The sequence below is a fragment of the Streptococcus fermentans genome, from assembly GCF_040888305.1.
GTDB lineage: Bacteria > Bacillota > Bacilli > Lactobacillales > Streptococcaceae > Streptococcus > Streptococcus fermentans.
In genome coordinates this window covers 1-18,249 of record NZ_JBFNFG010000012.1, presented here as the reverse complement: position 1 = coordinate 18,249, position 18,249 = coordinate 1, and the positions used below count along the sequence as shown (strand labels likewise).

Genomic DNA, 18,249 nt, shown 5'->3' with positions numbered 1-18,249 from the left:
AAAACATCAAGCTTTAGCCTGATGATTGAATCAAATTGACGGGGGAACAACTCCTTTTTAATACTGTTACAAGATGATCAGCCATCCATATTTTTTGTCATCCAATCAGCTATGAAGTGATAGGTATCGTTTCGATTATTCTCGTTTAGAATTTCGTGACGAGCCTCTTCAACTAATCGGAGGCTTACTTTCGAATGTGAAGCCTTTAGGAGTTTTACAAATCTCTCTATGCCTTTGCCATTTTCGCCTAGAGGATCTTCTTGTCCCGAAATCACGAGAATTGGGAGTTGGGTTGGAATCTCATCGATCACTTGTTTACTCGCTACTTGGTTAGAGAAGTAAAAAATGGATCTGTACATAGGAATAGTAGGAATAAATTGACAGAATGGATTCTTCAGATAAGCTTGGTTGGATTCTTCATTTTTTGAGAGCCAATCGACAGATGTTTTAGGATTTTTAATAGTTCGATTAAAGCTATCAGTTGATAGATAAGTCAAGAGTTTACTACGGTGTTTATTCCCTTTTATAAGTCGGATGCATTCTGTTAGTATGAGAGCGAATCGAGTCAGAAATTTAGGCTGTTGACCAGTCGCCATGATAATTAAGGCATTGATAGGTGGTTTTCGCTTAGCTACATAATAGCGACACATAAGAGAACCCATAGAATGCCCTAGAAGGACGATTGGAAGTTCTGGATAGCTTTCTTGAATTAAAGAGGTCACTCTTTCAATATCATCGATGAGTTCCTCAGGAGATTCTGGGAAAACTCCGAGTTGACTTGGATTTTGAGCAGTATAACCGTGGCCGAGATGATCATGGCCGATAACAGTAAAGCCTTCGTTATTCATGGCTAGAGCAAATTCTTCATATCGTTCTACGTATTCTACCATGCCATGTACAATCTGAAGAATGGCTTTTGGTTGTTCAGCTTCCCAAATGATTAAGTTATTGTTGTTTGGTTCGAGTTTAAGTCTTTTTTTCATATCAGATTCCTTGCTTATGATAATCTATAGTCTATCAAAAATATACCATAAAATAGCACGATAAGCTAGGCAGAATGATGAAGATTAGTAGTAACAATTCAGGACTGAAAATGAACATTTGAGGACATAGCCAACGGATTTATCAAGAAATGAGTATAATAAATTTATCACTTAAAATCTGGAGGACTAAAATGCTTGGTGATAAGCTAATAAAGTTCCTATCCAGAAAATATCCTTCTTGAAATCAAGATTTAAAAATGTACATAAATCATTGTAAAGGCTGTCAAAAAGGAGTATAATGAGTGCAATAAATTTCGGAGGTGGATGATGCTCGAAGTAAGAAATCTAGAGAAAAGTTTTGGACCTAAGCAAGTTTTGTTTGGTGTTGACTTTCAAGCACGACCAGGTCGTATTTTGGGGCTGGTTGGGAAAAATGGAGCTGGGAAAACAACTATTTTTCACAGTATTTTGAAATTTTTAGACTATCAAGGGGAGATTGAGCTTGATGGTCAAGATATTCGTCAGGAGACTTATGCTCGCATTGGTTATCTCCCTGAAGAACGTAGTCTTATGCCTAAATTGACAGTCCTTGAACAAGTTCGTTACTTGGCGACCCTAAAAGGAATGGACACCAAGGAAATCAAAGAAAAACTCCCTCAATGGATGGAAAAACTGGAAGTCAAGGGAAAACTGACGGACAAGATTAAGAGTCTCTCAAAAGGAAATCAACAGAAGATTCAATTGATTATTACTCTGATTCATGAACCCGACTTGATTATCCTAGATGAGCCTTTTAGTGGTTTGGACCCAGTCAATACCGAACTCCTTAAGCAGGTTATCCTAAAAGAAAAAGAACGTGGCGCGACTATTATCTTTTCTGACCATGTCATGACCAATGTCGAAGAACTTTGTGATGATATCCTCATGATTCGTGATGGGCGTGTGGTCTTGCATGGACCTGTCCAAGATGTCCGCAATCAATACGGTAAAACCCGTCTCTTTGTGTCAAGTGAACGAAGCAAGGAAGAATTGGAAAATCTTCCTCATGTCAAACAGGTTAGCTTGACCAAGCAAGGTAGTTGGAAGTTGATTTTAGATGATGAAAGTGCTGGTAGGGAACTCTTCCCAATCTTGACCCAAGGTCAATATATCGCGACCTTTGACCAACAAGCGCCGACAATCGATGAAATCTTTAAACTAGAATCAGGGGTGGAAGTATGAGAAATATGTGGGTTGTAATCAAAGAAACCTATCTAAGACATGTCAAGTCGTGGAGTTTCTTCTTTATGGTGATTTCGCCTTTTCTCTTTTTAGGTCTATCTGGAGGAATTGGTGTTCTCCAAGGTTCTTCCTTGGCTCAAAATAGTAAGGTAGCAGTAGTTAGTTCTGTTCCTCTTGTTACAGAAGAACTTAAATCGACCAATGGTCTTAACTTTGACTATAAGGATGAAGCGAGTGCCCAAGAAGCTATCAAGGATGAAAAAATAAAAGGCTATCTAACCATTGACCAGGAGAACAGTGTCCTTAAGGCAGTCTATCATGGTGAAACTTCACTAGAGAGTGGCATTAAGTTAGCAGTGACCGCTAAGTTGAATGAACTCCAATCCCAACTCAACCGCTCAGAAGCAAATTTGTCTCAGGAACAGGAAAAACGCTTGGCTCAAACGGTTCAATTTACAGAACAGATTGATGAAGCCAAGGAAAATAAAAAGATGGTTCAAACCTTTGCGGCTGCAGGACTGGGTTTCTTCCTCTATATGATTTTGATTACTTATGCTAGTGTCACTGCTCAAGAAGTAGCCAGCGAGAAAGGAACCAAAATCATGGAAGTGGTCTTCTCAAGCATTCGTGCTAGCCATTATTTCTATGCACGCATGATTGCCTTACTTCTAGTCATTTTGACTCATATTGGTATTTATGTCGTTGGTGGTCTTGGAGCTATCTTATTCTTTAAGGATATGCCTATCTTGGCTAATTCAGGTATTCTAAATCACTTGGGAGAAGCCTTTTCGATCAATACCTTGTTGTTTGTCTTGGTTAGTCTTTTTATGTATGTGGTCTTGGCTGCCTTCTTAGGTTCTATGGTTTCAAGACCTGAAGACTCTGGTAAGGCTTTATCGCCTTTGATGCTTTTGATTATGGTAGGTTTCATTGGAGTAACTGTCTTAGGAACTTCTGGGGATAATTTGATCTTGAAAATCGGTTCTTACATTCCATTCGTCTCAACCTTCTTTATGCCTTTCAGAGCTATCAATGGATACGCTAATGGACTAGAAGCTTGGATTTCTCTTGCGATAACAGTTGTATTTGCCGTGACTGCAACAGCCTTTATCGGACGTATGTATGCTAGTTTGGTCCTTCAAACAGATGATTTGGGGATCTGGAAAACCTTTAAACGAGCTTTAAGTTATAAATAAAGTCACGGACCTGTGAGTGTATCTCCCAGGTCTTTTTATTCGCTGAAATATTTCATATTATTTCTTCTAAACCTTTGACTAATAAAGAAAATTATCGTACAATAAAGAGTACGTGATAAAATGAGACCAGAGTTTATATACTCTGGCATTAGTAGTAAAAAAAGAGGAGAAACGCTTTGGAATTAGAAGTATTTGCTGGGCAAGAAAAAAGTGAACTATCTATGATTGAGGTGGCTCGTGCCATCTTGGAACTCCGTGGTCGCGACCACGAAATGCATTTTAGTGATTTGGTTAATGAAATCCAAAACTATCTCGGTACCTCTAATAGCGATATTCGTGAAGCTTTGCCTTTGTTCTATACAGAGTTGAACTTTGACGGTAGCTTTATCTCACTTGGAGATAACAAATGGGGCCTTCGTTCATGGTATGGAGTGGATGAAATCGATGAGGAAATCATTGCTCTTGAAGAAAGTGATGATGAAGAAGTAGCACCTAAGGCTAAGAAAAAACGTGTCAACGCCTTTATGGATGGGGATGCAGATGCTATTGATTACAGTGCAGATGATCCAGAGGATGAAGACGCCTACGAAGAAGATCCAGCTCTTTCTTATGATGATGAAAATCCAGATGATGAGAAGAATGAAGTGGAAGCCTACGATGCTGAAATCAATGAAATCGCCCCAGATGATCTAGATGAAGAAGTCGATCTTAATGAAGAAGACGACGAAGACTCTGAAGAAGAGGAAGAATAAAAATAAAAAGGAGTTGGAGCTGGAATCGGTCTATCAAGTCTCGATTTCCTAGATCCAGCTTTTTTGTATTAGTCTGAATTAGTTTTGTAAGCTGGAATGCGCCAAGTCAACGATTTGTTCTATTTGACAAATGGTTCATTTTGAGGTAATATATTGTTCGGGCACCTCTTTTAGAGGTCGGAGCTCCCTAGTTATTAGGGAGCTATTTTTGTTTTTCCAAGAAGCTTTTTTCTTGGGTTGTAGTTATTATTGATGAAGGTCTTGTTTTCTCAATCCCCTGTTAGTGAACAAGACCTTGAACATTTTAGAAAGAGGAATCTATGTCTACGAAATATATTTTTGTCACTGGTGGTGTGGTGTCGTCTATTGGAAAAGGGATCGTTGCAGCGAGTCTTGGACGTCTTTTAAAAAACCGTGGTTTGAAGGTGACCATTCAAAAATTTGACCCTTATATCAATATCGACCCAGGAACCATGAGCCCTTACCAGCACGGGGAAGTCTTTGTAACTGATGATGGGGCTGAGACAGATTTGGACTTGGGTCACTATGAACGTTTTATCGATATCAACCTCAACAAATACTCAAACGTGACAACTGGTAAAATCTACAGCGAAGTTCTTCGTAAGGAACGCCGTGGAGAGTATTTGGGTGCAACTGTCCAAGTTATTCCTCATATTACAGATGCTTTGAAAGAAAAAATCAAGCGTGCTGCTCTAACGACTGACTCTGACGTTATTATTACAGAGGTTGGTGGAACAGTCGGCGATATCGAGTCCCTTCCATTCTTAGAAGCTCTTCGTCAGATGAAGGCAGATGTGGGTGCAGATAATGTCATGTATATCCATACGACCTTGCTTCCTTACCTCAAGGCAGCTGGTGAAATGAAAACCAAACCAACTCAACACTCTGTCAAAGAATTGCGTGGTCTGGGAATCCAGCCAAATATGTTGGTCATTCGTACAGAAAAACCAGCAGGACAAGGGATTAAAAATAAATTAGCCCAGTTCTGTGATGTGGCGCCAGAAGCAGTTATTGAGTCCTTGGATGTGGATCATCTTTACCAAATCCCACTTAATCTGCAAGCACAAGGCATGGATCAAATTGTCTGTGACCATTTGAAAATTGATGCACCTGCAGCAGATATGACAGAGTGGTCAGCTATGGTTGACAAGGTCATGAATCTCAAAAAACAAGTCAAGATTGCCCTTGTTGGTAAGTATGTTGAGTTGCAAGATGCCTACATCTCAGTTGTTGAAGCTTTGAAACACTCTGGTTATGCCAATGATGCAGAAGTGAAGATTGATTGGGTCAATGCTAACGATGTGACAGCTGACAATGTGGTAGAACTCCTATCTGATGCTGACGGAATCATCGTGCCAGGTGGTTTTGGTCAACGTGGAACAGAAGGTAAGATTGAAGCGATTCGCTATGCGCGTGAAAATGATGTACCAATGCTTGGAGTCTGCTTAGGTATGCAGTTGACCTGTATCGAGTTTGCCCGTAATGTCTTAGGTCTTGAAGGAGCTAATTCAGCAGAGCTAAATCCTGATACCAAATACCCTATCATCGATATCATGCGTGATCAGATTGATGTTGAGGACATGGGTGGTACCCTTCGTTTGGGACTTTATCCTTCTAAGTTAAAACGTGGTTCTAAGGCAGCGGCAGCTTATCATAACAAAGAGGTAGTGCAACGCCGTCACCGTCACCGTTATGAGTTTAACAATGCTTTTCGTGAACAGTTTGAAGGAGCAGGTTTTGTCTTCTCAGGAGTGTCACCAGACAATCGCTTGGTCGAAATTGTGGAGATTCCAGAAAACAAATTCTTTGTGGCTTGTCAGTACCATCCAGAGCTATCAAGCCGTCCAAACCGCCCAGAAGAACTCTACACTGCTTTTGTAACAGCAGCGGTTGAAAATAGTAAATAGTCATGATTAAACCTTTGAGAGTCATCTCAGAGGTTTTTCCTATATAAATTTAGGATATCACTTGCAAAAAAATATCATAGTGATATAATTAACATGAATAAAAACAGGAGGAAATCTCATGAAAAAAATTACACTATTTAGTTTATCATTGGCAGGTTTAGCTATGCTGGCTCTCCCTCAATCTGCCAAAGCTTTTGAGCTACAAGAGGTATGGCGTATTAAGGGTGGTATTCGATACGAGAATGGGAAAGTCAGCAAAATTAATAATGGATATGAAGTAAATATTAAAGTGTTAGATCTACCTAGTACTAGCGAAATCGAATGGACAGTTAGTTTAAATGGAGAAAAGCAAAATACTAACTTCTTAGCTGAGGAAAGAACAGTATCTAAAACTGAAGATAAGGGGCGTTTTCTACACTTTTATATCCCTTATGGATACCGTGGAGATATTGTAGTAGAGGCTAAGAGTGGAAACGAAGTGAAGACTTGGTCCACTAAAGTAGTTGATGATGTTTATTCAGATGACGCTAAGAGTGGTTACTTCGTTATCGATGGGGACCAAATCTTAGAAAGTTCATGGGATTCTCTAAATGAATCTTATATTGCAACGCTTCCAACTGTAACATCAGGAAAATCTGTTGTTGCCTGGCGTGAAGGAGGAACTCTTAATTTAATTAAACCAGGAAGAATTGTTCGGAAATATAATAGTAGTGGATCGTATGTAGAACTTTCTCCAATCTTTGAAACTGCTAGCTGGTTAAAATCACACCAGAACTGGTATTATCAAAAACAAGGTCAACTAGTTAAAGATGCTTGGATCAAGGATCAGGGAAGCTGGTACTTTATGGATGATGAAGGGGTTATGTTTAATCAAACATGGTTATACCAAGGTGGTAGCTGGTATGCCTTTAAATCATCAGGAGCTATGATTTCGGCTGATTGGTTGTATGATAACGGCTCTTGGTATTACCTAAAAGACTCAGGTTCAATGGCGACAGGCTGGCTTAAAGATGGTGGTACTTGGTATTATCTAAACAAGTCAGGTTCTATGGTGACAGGCTGGGTCAAAGATAATGGCTCATGGTATTACCTAAAAGATTCTGGTGCAATGGCAACAGGTTGGATCAAAGATAATGGTAAGTGGTACTATTTGGCTTCATCTGGTAATATGCTTAGCAATACACGCACACCAGACGGCTACTATGTAGATGCCAGTGGTGCTTGGAAATAAATAGTGAACAGAGAAAGTCTACTGAGAAGGTAGGTTTTCTTTTTTTCATTTTGACAATCATGAAAATCTGGAAAAAGGACACTATTTTTGATAAGATAGGAGTATGGATTTTGAAAAAATTGAACAAGCATATACTTATTTACTGGAAAACGTCCAAATCATTCAAAACGATTTAGCGACAAGTTTTTACGATGCCCTGATTGAACAAAATGGGATTTATCTAGATGGTCAAACCAATCTAGAGCAAGTCAAAAAAAATAACCAGGCCCTAAAACGATTGGCACTTCGTAAAGAGGAGTGGTTACGGACCTATCAATTTTTGTTAATGAAGGCAGCGCAAACAGAACCTCTTCAGGCTAATCACCAGTTTACACCTGACGCGATTGGTCACTTGATGATTTTTATCATCGAGCAGCTTTGGCCAACTGAAGCCTTGAGTCTGTTAGAATTGGGTTCTGGGATGGGAATTCTGGGTGCTAATTTCTTGACATCTATGAACAAAAAAGTAGACTACCTGGGGATTGAGATTGATGATCTCTTGATTGATCTGGCGGCAAGTATGGCAGAAGTCATGGATCTTCAAGTAGCCTTTGTACAGGGTGATGCTGTGCGGCCGCAGGTCCTCAAAGAAAGTGATGTCATTGTGAGTGACCTACCGATTGGCTACTATCCAGATGATCAAATAGCCTCACGTTACCAAGTGGCAGCTAAGGATGAACACACTTACGCTCACCATTTGATGATGGAGCAATCTCTCAAGTATCTTAAGACGGGAGGGTTCGCGATTTTCCTTGCTCCTAGCAATCTCTTGACGAGTCCTCAAAGTGACCTCCTGAAAACATGGTTAACTGAACAGGCTCAGCTAGTGGCTATGGTAACTTTGCCAGAGGATCTATTTGCTCAAGGAGCCCAGTCTAAGACCATTTTTGTTCTACAAAAGAAGCTAGCGCAGGATATCGAGCCATTTGTTTATCCACTTGCCAGTCTTCGGGACCCTGAAATTTTGATGGAATTTAAGGAAAATTTTCAAAATTGGGTTCAAGAACATGAAATCTAGTATAAATTTTGATATAATAGCTGTAAACGCTTAAAAAGGGGAATAAATTATGACAAAAACCATTGCAATTAACGCTGGGAGCTCTAGCTTAAAATGGCAACTGTACCAAATGCCAGAAGAAAAGGTACTTGCAAAAGGTTTGATTGAGCGGATTGGATTGAATGATTCAGTTTCCACAGTTAAGTTTGATGGTCGTTCAGAGCAGCAAGTTCTTGATATTGAAAACCATACCTTGGCTGTAAAAATCTTGCTTGATGACTTGATTCGTTTTGATATTATCAAAGCTTATGATGAAATTACTGGTGTTGGACACCGTGTTGTTGCAGGTGGAGAGTACTTCAAAGAGTCTACAGTCGTGGAAGGCGATGTAATTGAAAAAGTTGAAGAGTTAGGTCTTCTTGCTCCATTACACAACCCTGCAAATGCTGCGGGTATTCGTGCCTTCAAGGAGTTATTGCCAGATATTACGAGTGTCGTTGTTTTTGATACTTCCTTCCATACAAGTATGCCAGAGAAAGCTTATCGCTATCCTCTACCAACAAAATATTACACAGAAAACAAGGTTCGTAAGTACGGAGCGCACGGTACAAGTCACCAGTACGTTGCTCAAGAAGCAGCGAAGGTTTTGGGACGTCCACTTGAAGGGTTGAAATTGATTACCTGTCATATCGGTAATGGTGCCTCTATTACAGCTGTTAAGGGTGGGAAATCTGTTGATACCTCAATGGGATTCACTCCACTTGGTGGTGTAATGATGGGAACTCGTACAGGGGATATTGATCCAGCCATCATTCCTTATTTAATGCAATATACAGAGGACTTTAACAAGCCTGAGGACATCAGTCGTATTCTCAATCGTGAGTCAGGGTTGATGGGTGTTTCAGGTAAGTCTAGTGATATGCGTGATGTAATTGCTGCTATGGAGGCAGGAGATCATGATGCTACTTTGGCTTATGAAATGTATGTTGACCGTATCCAAAAACATATTGGTCAATACCTTGCAGTCCTAAATGGAGCAGATGCTATTATTTTCACAGCAGGTATCGGTGAAAATTCTACTAATGTACGTGAAGATGTTATTTCAGGGATTTCTTGGTTCGGTTGTGATGTAGATCCAGAGAAAAATGTCTTTGGTGCAACCGGAGATATTTCGACAGATGCAGCAAGTGTACGTGTACTGGTTATTCCAACAGATGAAGAACTCGTTATCGCGCGTGACGTTGAACGTTTGAAAAAATAACAGATCAAAAAATCGACCTTCAATAATAAAGGTCGATTTTTTTTGATCTATTAGAACTACCATTTAGTCAGCGAAACTTCGCCACTATTGAGCCAAATCTTTTCACTCTTGGCTAATTCTATCAGCAGTTGTCCTTGGTCAGAGATGTCACAGGCTTTTCCTGTGATTATTTCTTGATCCTTCTTGAAAGAAATCTCTTTTCCTAAAACGATTGAGCGCTTTTTATAGAGATAGAGGAGTTCATCGGCTTCTGTTTCATAGAAACATTTCCAAATTTCAGCAATCAATTCATTGCGAGTAATGGGAGTATGTTGAGAAAATAAGCTTCCAGCTTTAGTTTGTAGATTCTTAGGAAATTCAGCGATCGAAAAGTTGATCCCGACCCCAATGATAACATCTGTAACGAGTCCAGTTTCGACGGAGGTAATGGCTTCTGTTAGAATACCAGCAATTTTTTTCTGGTTCAGATAAATGTCATTGACCCACTTGATATCCACGTCGATTAAACTAAGGTTTTTGATAGCCTTGTAGATAGCTCCAGCTGTTAGAAGTGTATAGGCTGGAAGATTCTGATAAGGGAGATTGGGTTGTAGGTGGAGGGACATGTAAATCCCCCCCTTATCAGGTGAGTAATAAGGACGTTGAAAACGGCCACGTCCCATAGTTTGGCTAGTGGAAAGGTAGAGCATATCCCCTTTGGCACCAGCTTCCATAGCCTCTTTAGCATCAGTTTGGGTAGATTTTGTTGAGGGTTTAAACTGGACAGTGATGGGACTATTCGCTTCGATTTCCTGAGGCAAGATAAGGTCTCCGTCCAGAAGTTTATACCCACGATTTTTGATACTGTCAATCTCCAGTCCCTCTTGCTGGAGACGTTGGATAGCTTTCCATACTGAAGTTCGAGATAGGTTTAATCTCTCAGCTATTTTTTCTCCGCTTAGATAATCAGTCTCAGTAACTAGTATTTTATAGACTTCTTGGTAGGATTTCATGCTAGACCCTTTCTGGAATAATTAGATTTATTGTACCATATTTTTAAAAAAGGGAGAGCGTTTTTTAGAGTAATCTTAGCTAACTATAAAATTTTACCCAGTTTTAGTTAGGAGTATAGAGGTAAAGAGGTTTTCAAATCGCTTGAAAAATGGTAAAATGTTTTAATAGCTTATTTATCTGAATGTGATATTCAGAAGGAAAGGATCTGTTGTGAAATCAATAGGTGTCATTGAAAAGTTAAAAAGTTTATCGAAACAAGAAGGACTTCTTTTAGGAGTTATTCTGAGTATTTTTCTCCCTTTTTATCTTTTTGTTATTATTTTTATCTCTTACTTACTTTGGTTAGTATATACTGGGGAGATGAAGGGGATCTTGAAACGTTTGTCTCAACACCCTGTTTTGCTCTTTTTTATTGCCTATAGCACTGCAATTTCTCTTCTAGCACAAAATGTGATGGGAGTAGTTGCCTCAGTTGCAATGTTTCTGTTTGCAATCTTCTTTTACTATTACCAATCTCAATTGACTCCTAAATTTTTTAGGTTGACGATTGAAGGAGTTTTAGCCTCGAGTGTCTTGGCAGCAGTCTTTGCAGCCTTGGAACATTTCCAAATTGTAAAGAAATTTGATTATACCTTCCTCTCACCAAGAATGCAGGTTTGGCATCAAAATCGAGCGGAAGTTGCCTTCTTTAATCCCAATTACTATGGAATTATCTGTTGTTTCTGTATCATGATTGGTTTTTATCTGATTAGCACAACTAAGTTAAGGTGGTTACGAATCTTTTCTATGATTGCCATCTTTGCTAATTTATTCGGTTTAAACTTTACGCAGAATCGTACAGCTTTTCCAGCCATTATCTTTGGAGCGATTATTTATCTCTTCACAACCATTAAGAACTGGCGTGCTTTCTGGCTTAGTATTGGAGTTTTTGGGGTTGGTTTAGCCTTTCTATTTTCAAGTGATTTGGGTGTTCGAATGGGAACCTTAGATTCATCTATGGAAGAGCGTGTTTCTATCTGGAATGCTGGAATGGCCTTGTTTAAACAAAATCCATTCTGGGGTGAAGGACCACTAACCTACATGCACTCTTTCCCTCGTATTGGAGCACCTTATCATGAACATGCTCATAGTATTTATATAGATACGATTTTGAGTTATGGAGTTGTTGGTACCGTTCTCTTGGGGATTGCTTCTGCCACTCCAGTACGAATGTTGATTGATATGAGTCAAGTACCTAGTAAGCGTCCTATCCTTGGACTTTACCTCTCTTTCTTGACAGTAGTAGCTGTGCACGGAATTTTTGATTTGGCGCTATTTTGGATTCAATCATCCTTTATTTTCCTTTTAGTGATGTGTAGTTTACCACTAAAACATAGTATGATTGATGAATTAGTTGATTAAGAAAAAGATAGTAGAAACTAACATTTTCTACTATCTTTTTTTCATTCAATTATTGAATAGCTTGAACCAAGTCTTCAGCTTGTTGTTTTAGTGAAGTAGCAACACTGTCTTCAAGGACTAATTTGCCATCTACCCAAGCAGAATCATTGACACGAGCTGCAGTGAATTCACCAACAACTTGTGTACGGATGAATGGCAAGAGGTCTTTGTAGATTGCAAAGAGTTGTTCATGACCTGCATTTGCTACTGAAGATACAGTGACGATTTTATCTTGAAGAGCAGATGCTCCGCGTGTATCAGACAAGTCAATTGCGCGTGAAAGCCAGTCAAGCAAGTTTTTCACTGTTCCAGGAATTGAGAAGTTGTAAACTGGAGAGAAAATCCAGATAGCATCAGCAGCCAGAACAGCTTCACGAGCTGCTGCTACAGCTGGAAGAGTTGGAACTTCAAGTTCTTGGTTAAAAAGTGGGATTGCTGAGTAGTCAAGGTAGCTAACCTCAGCTTTACCTGCAAGAGCTTTTTCGGCTTCTAGCGCCATTTGGTGGTTGAAGGAACCTTCACGAAGTGAACCAACGATAAATAATACTTTTTTAGACATAGGGAGTCTCCTTTATATTTTAATCAGAGCTTTCTCTGTTGTTGCAAGCAATGTTACAACAAAACGAAATTATTTGCAAGAAATTTGCCCAGAAAATAAAATCGATGATAGTCAAGATTATTTTTAGGAGTAGAGATTAGGAAAAGTCTGTGAAATCAATGATTCAAGCGTCATATATTCCTGTCATAAGAGAAGTTCCGAGACAAATCCCCCTCCTTTATTCACTTGTAATTCACTTGGATAGATGGTAAAATAGACGAGTGAAAATGAGACAGAAAAAAGAAAAAAATTTCTTATTATTTCAGTACGGTATTGGTATGACCCTGCTGGCTCTAGTTGTGACCTCTTCCTTTCTCTATTTGGTGTGGCTTAGCATGAAGCCTTATCAGACAGCGAAGGTAGAAGGGGAAAAACTTACCAAGCAGTATGCGAATCTAGAAACGGTCAGTCAGGTTGATTTCTTCAATGGTTTAGAGAGCTATTATAGTGTCCTTGGCCAAGACAAGAATCAAAAGCCAGTAGCTGTTTTAATTGAGAAAAATAGTCAAAAAATCTATGTGTATCAACTAGAAAGTGGCACTTCACAAGAAAAAGCAGAAGCAGTTGTCAGAGAAAAAGGAGCAACTGAGATTGACACGATTACCTTTGGACGGTATGCTGATAAACCCGTCTGGGAAATCAAGTCTGGTGGAGACTACTATCTAGTGGATTTTGAAACTGGTGCCCTAATCGAAAAGGAGAAGCTATGAAATTATCTAAACGTGTCTTAGAAATGGAAGAAAGCGTCACTCTGGCTAGTGATGCAAGAGCAAAGAAATTAAAGGCTGAAGGAAAAGATGTTCTTTTCTTAACTTTAGGTCAGCCCGATTTTCATACTCCTGAAAATATTCAAGATGCTGCTGTTGCAGCCATTCGAGATGGACGTGCTTCTTTCTATACGGTAGCTTCAGGTTTGCCTGAGTTAAAAGCAGCGGTCAATACCTATTTTGAGCGTTATTATGGTTATTCCGTAGCGGCTAACGAAGTCACTTTTGCTACAGGTGCCAAGTTTTCCCTTTATACTTTCTTTATGGCTGTGGTTAATCCTGGAGATGAGGTTATTATTCCAACACCTTACTGGGTTAGTTATGGGGATCAGGTTAAGATGGCAGAAGGTGTTCCAGTATTTGTCCAAGCCAAAGAAGACAATCACTTTAAAGTAACTGTGGAGCAATTAGAAGCAGCTCGCACAGATAAGACCAAGGTTTTGGTTCTTAACTCACCATCTAATCCGACTGGGATGATTTATTCTCGTGAGGAACTCTTGGCCATTGGAAATTGGGCTGTTGAACACGATATTCTCATCCTAGCAGATGATATTTATGGTCGTTTGGTCTATAACGGAAATGAGTTTGTGCCAATCTCTAGTCTATCAGAAGCCATTCGCAAGCAAACCATTGTCATTAACGGTGTATCAAAAGCTTATGCCATGACAGGTTGGCGTGTAGGTTATGCAGTAGGTGATCCAGAAATCATTGCTGCTATGAGCAAACTAACAGGTCAAACGACTTCAAACTTGACTGCGGTGTCTCAATATGCAACGATTGAAGCGCTAACTGGACCGCAAGATTCTGTGGAAGTTATGCGTCAAGCATTTGAAGAACGTTTGAATACCATCTATCCACTCTTGTGTGAAGTCCCTGGCTTTGAGGTTGTCAAACCACAAGGAGCTTTCTATCTCTTCCCAAATGTTAAAAAGGCTATGGAGATGAAAAGTTATACCGATGTAACAGCATTTACAACGGCTATCCTTGAGGAAGTTGGTCTGGCCTTGATTACAGGTGCTGGATTTGGAGCACCAGAGAATGTTCGTCTCAGTTATGCGACAGACTTGGAAACTCTTAAGGAAGCCATTCGTCGTTTGCATCGATTTATGGATAAATAAGAAGTTAAACCTCCGTCCTTTTGGCGGAGGTTTTTGTAGCTAAAAACTTAGGAATTTCTGTCAAACTAGCTAGCTATCAGGCATTATTTGTGGTACAATAATGAGTAATAATGTCTTTGGACAAGTTAAACGAAAAAAGGAAGATAAATGATGACAAAACGTGTAACAATTATCGAAGTAAAAGATTACGTTGGTCAAGAAGTCACTATCGGTGCTTGGGTTGCCAACAAATCAGGAAAAGGGAAAATTGCCTTCTTACAATTGCGTGATGGAACAGCCTTTTTCCAAGGTGTAGCTTTTAAACCAAACTTTATCGAAAAATTTGGAGAAGAAGTAGGTCTTGAAAAATTTGACACCATCAAACGTCTAAGTCAAGAAACATCTGTTTTCGTGACAGGGATTGTCAAAGAAGACGAGCGTTCTAAATTTGGTTACGAGTTGGATATTACAGACATCGAAGTGATCGGTGAATCTCAAGATTACCCAATCACTCCAAAAGAGCACGGAACAGACTTCTTGATGGATAACCGTCACTTGTGGCTGCGTTCACGCAAACAAGTAGCTGTCATGCAAATCCGTAATGCTATCATCTATGCAACTTATGAATTCTTTGATAAAAATGGCTTCATGAAGTTTGATAGCCCAATTCTTTCAGGAAATGCTGCAGAAGATTCTACAGAACTTTTTGAAACAGACTACTTCGGAACACCAGCATACTTGAGTCAATCTGGTCAACTTTACCTTGAAGCCGGTGCTATGGCTCTTGGTCGTGTCTTTGACTTTGGTCCAGTATTCCGTGCGGAGAAATCTAAGACTCGCCGTCACTTGACTGAGTTCTGGATGATGGACGCTGAGTACTCTTACTTAACACACGATGAATCACTTGACTTGCAAGAAGCTTATGTCAAAGCTCTTCTTCAAGGTGTTTTGGATCGTGCGCCTCAAGCCTTGGAAACATTGGAGCGTGATACGGAGCTTTTGAAACGCTATATTGCTGAACCATTCAAACGTATCACTTACGATCAAGCCATTGACCTTTTGCAAGAGCATGAAAATGATGAAGATGCAGACTACGAGCATCTTGAACATGGTGATGACTTTGGTTCACCACACGAAACATGGATTTCAAACCACTTTGGTGTACCAACCTTTGTCATGAACTATCCAGCAGACATCAAGGCCTTCTACATGAAACCTGTTCCTGGTAACCCAGACCGCGTCCTTTGTGCAGACTTACTCGCACCAGAAGGTTACGGAGAAATCATCGGTGGTTCAATGCGTGAAGAAGACTACGATGCCCTTGTTGCGAAGATGGAATCACTCGGTATGGATCGTACAGAATATGAATTCTACCTTGACCTTCGTAAATATGGTACAGTCCCACATGGTGGATTTGGTATCGGTATCGAACGTATGGTAACCTTTGCAGCAGGAACAAAACACATCCGTGAAGCAATTCCATTCCCACGTATGTTGCACCGTATCAAACCTTAATAACTATATAAAACGCCAGTTGGCGTTTTTACTTTAAATGAAAGAGGTGGAGAAAATGTAGGCAACTCTAAGTAAGTCTTTTAGAAAAACTCATATTATATATTGAAAGAGAGAAAACGATGTTTAAAAGAACTTACAAACGCAATATTCCACTCCTAGCAGGTCTGGAATTCACTTCTTATTTTGGAATCACCAGTTTTTGGATTTTATTTTTCATTCAAAACGGTCTTTCCTTACTTCAAATTGGTCTATTAGAAAGTATCTTTCACGGTACAAGTCTCTTGTGTGAAATCCCGTCTGGTATGTTGGCCGATCGATTTAGCTACAAGACCAATCTCTATTTGGCTCGCTTGGCCAGTATTGTATCCTCTATCTTGATTTTACTTGGTCAAGGGAATTTTTGGATTTATGCTCTTGCCATGATGGTTAGTGCTTGGTCCTATAATTTTGACTCGGGAACCAGCACCGCTTTCTTATATGATTCTGCGGTAGAAGCGGGTCAAAAGGACCGATATCTTCAGATTTCGAGCTTTTTGTCTGGTGTGGCAGAAGTCACCCGAACCCTAGGTACAGTTGTGGCAGGCTTCTTTATTCACGGAGCATTGGCTTGGACCTATCTAATTGCTATTGGATTATCATTTCTTTCTATCATTTTGATTTATTTTATGAAAGAACCAATGGCTAAGAGAGAAAAAAATGAAGTCTTAACCTTTAAAACGATTGTCCTGCAAGTTCGAAAAGAATGGCATGAAAAACCAGTACTCTTTTATTGGATGATGACTTATCAGCTAGTCGGAACACTCATGTGTATGTTTTACTTTTACTATCAGCAGAAAATAAGTGACTTAGCTGGATGGCAGGTATCGCTGGTCATGCTGATTGGTAGTGGCTTAAATCTTATAGCAGTTTATGTAGCTAGTCAAATCGGAAAAAAATGGAATAGCAATCGAGTTTTTCCGACTCTTGTTGCACTAACGGGCTTGGCCTTACTATTGGTGTTTTTTGGAACTCCCTTTGCTTTTCTTCTTGTATATCTTTTAACCGATACACTCTATGCAGTTTATCAACCAATCTATTTTAATGACTTACAAGGCTATTTACCGTCCAGTGTAAGAGCAACTATGCTTAGTATCAATTCTATGCTCTTTAGTTTATCTATGATTGTCATTTTCCCATTGACAGGTTGGTTGATTGATCGTTGGGGTCTGGTAGCTGTCTTTTTAGTTCTAGGTCTTATCTTACTATTAACCTATCCTATCTTAAGAATTGGTCTAAAAAGGATGGGCAAGCTATTAAATCAGGACTTAATAACTGAATAAAGCATGAAACCCTATTTGCCCAAAGGAGCATCCTGTGGTACAATAACAAGAAGAAAAGGAGAAGAGCATGATTGATGTAGAAGAAATTCTAAGCAAGATGAATCCCAATCAAAAGATCAACTATGACCGTGTCATGCAAAAGATGGTTCAAGTTTGGGAAAAAAATGAAGAAAGACCAACTATTCTCATGCACGTCTGTTGTGCTCCATGTAGTACATACACTCTAGAGTATTTGACCAAATATGCAGATGTGACCATTTATTTTGCTAATTCAAATATCCATCCCAAAGCAGAGTATCATAAGCGTGCCTATGTGACCAAAAAATTTGTCAGTGATTTCAATGAACGAACTGGCAACAAGGTTCAGTATCTAGAAGCACCCTATGAACCCAACGAATACCGTCAGCTGGTCAGAGGTTTGGAAGAAGAACCTGAAGGTGGCGATCGTTGTAAGGTTTGTTTTGACTATCGTCTGGATAAGACAGCACAGGTGGCCATGGACTTAGGATTTGACTACTTCGGTTCTGCCTTGACTATCAGTCCTCACAAAAATTCACAAACCATCAATAGTATCGGGATTGATGTGCAGAAAATCTACACCACTCATTATCTTCCGAGTGATTTTAAGAAAAATCAAGGCTATAAACGCTCTGTAGAAATGTGTGAAGAGTATGACATTTATCGCCAATGCTACTGTGGCTGTGTCTATGCCGCTCAAGCACAGAATATTGACTTGGTACAGGTCAAGAAGGATGCAACTGCCTTTATGGTAGATAAGGATATCGAGAAAGACTATTCGCATATCAAGTTCACTGTTACGAAGTTAGATATTTAGACGAAAACCTGCCACATTGGGCAGGTTTTTTGGGCTCTATAATATTTGTAGTGGGTAAATCCCCTATAGATATTATG

At 39.5% G+C, this 18,249-nt stretch carries 16 protein-coding genes; 13 read left to right on the top strand and 3 right to left on the bottom strand.

Annotation, left to right across the window (positions count from 1 at the left end; all coding sequences use genetic code 11):
• Positions 1 to 77: 77 nt before the first annotated feature.
• Entirely contained in the window at positions 78 to 983 is a 906-nt protein-coding gene (locus tag AB2B50_RS09140) for an alpha/beta hydrolase (RefSeq protein WP_320693163.1), read from the bottom strand.
• A 327-nt stretch (positions 984 to 1,310) separates the two neighbouring features.
• Here AB2B50_RS09140 and AB2B50_RS09135 point away from each other — a divergent pair, with 327 nt between their 5' ends.
• The 7 genes from AB2B50_RS09135 to AB2B50_RS09105 all read left to right on the top strand — a co-directional run bounded on the left by AB2B50_RS09135 (position 1,311) and on the right by AB2B50_RS09105 (position 9,608).
• The gene (locus AB2B50_RS09135) at positions 1,311 to 2,204 is read left to right on the top strand and encodes an ABC transporter ATP-binding protein (RefSeq protein WP_320693162.1); all 894 of its coding nucleotides are present in this window, start codon (positions 1,311 to 1,313) and stop codon (positions 2,202 to 2,204) included.
• Positions 2,201 to 3,400, top strand: coding sequence for an ABC transporter permease (locus AB2B50_RS09130; RefSeq protein WP_320693161.1), 1,200 nt, complete (start codon positions 2,201 to 2,203; stop codon positions 3,398 to 3,400). Before AB2B50_RS09135 ends, AB2B50_RS09130 begins: the two co-directional genes overlap by 4 nt.
• 176 nt (positions 3,401 to 3,576) lie before the next feature.
• A complete protein-coding gene (rpoE, locus tag AB2B50_RS09125) occupies positions 3,577 to 4,152 on the top strand; it encodes a DNA-directed RNA polymerase subunit delta (RefSeq protein ID WP_000418422.1) in 576 nt (191 codons plus the stop codon).
• A 320-nt stretch (positions 4,153 to 4,472) separates the two neighbouring features.
• On the top strand, positions 4,473 to 6,080 hold the full coding sequence (locus tag AB2B50_RS09120) for a CTP synthase (RefSeq protein WP_049502916.1): 1,608 nt from the start codon (positions 4,473 to 4,475) through the stop codon (positions 6,078 to 6,080).
• Between the two features lie 118 nt (positions 6,081 to 6,198).
• The gene (locus AB2B50_RS09115; protein ID WP_320693160.1) at positions 6,199 to 7,311 is read left to right on the top strand and encodes an N-acetylmuramoyl-L-alanine amidase family protein; all 1,113 of its coding nucleotides are present in this window, start codon (positions 6,199 to 6,201) and stop codon (positions 7,309 to 7,311) included.
• Positions 7,312 to 7,414: 103 nt separating this feature from the next.
• Positions 7,415 to 8,368 carry a class I SAM-dependent methyltransferase gene (locus AB2B50_RS09110; RefSeq protein WP_320693159.1) on the top strand — a complete coding sequence of 318 codons (954 nt, stop codon included), beginning with the start codon at positions 7,415 to 7,417 and terminating at the stop codon, positions 8,366 to 8,368.
• A 49-nt stretch (positions 8,369 to 8,417) separates the two neighbouring features.
• On the top strand, positions 8,418 to 9,608 hold the full coding sequence (locus AB2B50_RS09105) for an acetate kinase (RefSeq protein ID WP_320693158.1): 1,191 nt from the start codon (positions 8,418 to 8,420) through the stop codon (positions 9,606 to 9,608).
• Between the two features lie 56 nt (positions 9,609 to 9,664).
• Here the strand turns inward: AB2B50_RS09105 and birA are convergent, their stop codons facing one another.
• Positions 9,665 to 10,600: a bifunctional biotin--[acetyl-CoA-carboxylase] ligase/biotin operon repressor BirA gene (gene birA, locus AB2B50_RS09100; RefSeq protein WP_320693157.1), complete on the bottom strand. Its 936-nt coding sequence runs from the start codon at positions 10,598 to 10,600 to the stop codon at positions 9,665 to 9,667.
• Between the two features lie 211 nt (positions 10,601 to 10,811).
• On the opposite strand from birA, the gene AB2B50_RS09095 reads away from it, so the two are divergent.
• Positions 10,812 to 12,002, top strand: coding sequence for an O-antigen ligase family protein (locus AB2B50_RS09095; protein WP_316107464.1), 1,191 nt, complete (start codon positions 10,812 to 10,814; stop codon positions 12,000 to 12,002).
• Between the two features lie 49 nt (positions 12,003 to 12,051).
• On the opposite strand, the gene AB2B50_RS09090 is transcribed toward AB2B50_RS09095, so the two are convergent.
• A complete protein-coding gene (locus AB2B50_RS09090) occupies positions 12,052 to 12,600 on the bottom strand; it encodes an NAD(P)H-dependent oxidoreductase (RefSeq protein ID WP_049504703.1) in 549 nt (182 codons plus the stop codon).
• A gap of 260 nt (positions 12,601 to 12,860) precedes the next feature.
• Here AB2B50_RS09090 and AB2B50_RS09085 point away from each other — a divergent pair, with 260 nt between their 5' ends.
• The 5 genes from AB2B50_RS09085 to AB2B50_RS09065 all read left to right on the top strand — a co-directional run bounded on the left by AB2B50_RS09085 (position 12,861) and on the right by AB2B50_RS09065 (position 18,172).
• The gene (locus tag AB2B50_RS09085) at positions 12,861 to 13,349 is read left to right on the top strand and encodes a cell wall elongation regulator TseB-like domain-containing protein (protein ID WP_049510266.1); all 489 of its coding nucleotides are present in this window, start codon (positions 12,861 to 12,863) and stop codon (positions 13,347 to 13,349) included.
• The gene (locus tag AB2B50_RS09080) at positions 13,346 to 14,524 is read left to right on the top strand and encodes a pyridoxal phosphate-dependent aminotransferase (RefSeq protein ID WP_320693156.1); all 1,179 of its coding nucleotides are present in this window, start codon (positions 13,346 to 13,348) and stop codon (positions 14,522 to 14,524) included. Before AB2B50_RS09085 ends, AB2B50_RS09080 begins: the two co-directional genes overlap by 4 nt.
• A 150-nt stretch (positions 14,525 to 14,674) precedes the next feature.
• On the top strand, positions 14,675 to 16,018 hold the full coding sequence (asnS, locus tag AB2B50_RS09075) for an asparagine--tRNA ligase (protein ID WP_414168429.1): 1,344 nt from the start codon (positions 14,675 to 14,677) through the stop codon (positions 16,016 to 16,018).
• Positions 16,019 to 16,137: 119 nt separating this feature from the next.
• Positions 16,138 to 17,337 carry an MFS transporter gene (locus AB2B50_RS09070; protein ID WP_320693154.1) on the top strand — a complete coding sequence of 400 codons (1,200 nt, stop codon included), beginning with the start codon at positions 16,138 to 16,140 and terminating at the stop codon, positions 17,335 to 17,337.
• A gap of 67 nt (positions 17,338 to 17,404) precedes the next feature.
• Positions 17,405 to 18,172 carry an epoxyqueuosine reductase QueH gene (locus tag AB2B50_RS09065; RefSeq protein WP_000567559.1) on the top strand — a complete coding sequence of 256 codons (768 nt, stop codon included), beginning with the start codon at positions 17,405 to 17,407 and terminating at the stop codon, positions 18,170 to 18,172.
• The last annotated feature ends 77 nt before the right edge of the window (positions 18,173 to 18,249 follow it).

Excerpts from the sequence above, each read along its gene's own strand:
- AB2B50_RS09110 (WP_320693159.1), top strand. The coding sequence starts at position 7,415 with ATGGATTTTGAAAAAATTGAACAAGCATATACTTATTTACTGGAAAAC.
- AB2B50_RS09140 (WP_320693163.1), bottom strand. The coding sequence starts at position 983 with ATGAAAAAAAGACTTAAACTCGAACCAAACAACAATAACTTAATCATT.
- asnS (WP_414168429.1), top strand. The coding sequence starts at position 14,675 with ATGACAAAACGTGTAACAATTATCGAAGTAAAAGATTACGTTGGTCAA.
- AB2B50_RS09105 (WP_320693158.1), top strand. The coding sequence starts at position 8,418 with ATGACAAAAACCATTGCAATTAACGCTGGGAGCTCTAGCTTAAAATGG.
- AB2B50_RS09120 (WP_049502916.1), top strand. The coding sequence starts at position 4,473 with ATGTCTACGAAATATATTTTTGTCACTGGTGGTGTGGTGTCGTCTATT.
- AB2B50_RS09130 (WP_320693161.1), top strand. The coding sequence starts at position 2,201 with ATGAGAAATATGTGGGTTGTAATCAAAGAAACCTATCTAAGACATGTC.
- AB2B50_RS09090 (WP_049504703.1), bottom strand. The coding sequence starts at position 12,600 with ATGTCTAAAAAAGTATTATTTATCGTTGGTTCACTTCGTGAAGGTTCC.
- AB2B50_RS09070 (WP_320693154.1), top strand. The coding sequence starts at position 16,138 with ATGTTTAAAAGAACTTACAAACGCAATATTCCACTCCTAGCAGGTCTG.
- AB2B50_RS09115 (WP_320693160.1), top strand. The coding sequence starts at position 6,199 with ATGAAAAAAATTACACTATTTAGTTTATCATTGGCAGGTTTAGCTATG.
- AB2B50_RS09080 (WP_320693156.1), top strand. The coding sequence starts at position 13,346 with ATGAAATTATCTAAACGTGTCTTAGAAATGGAAGAAAGCGTCACTCTG.
- AB2B50_RS09065 (WP_000567559.1), top strand. The coding sequence starts at position 17,405 with ATGATTGATGTAGAAGAAATTCTAAGCAAGATGAATCCCAATCAAAAG.
- AB2B50_RS09135 (WP_320693162.1), top strand. The coding sequence starts at position 1,311 with ATGCTCGAAGTAAGAAATCTAGAGAAAAGTTTTGGACCTAAGCAAGTT.
- birA (WP_320693157.1), bottom strand. The coding sequence starts at position 10,600 with ATGAAATCCTACCAAGAAGTCTATAAAATACTAGTTACTGAGACTGAT.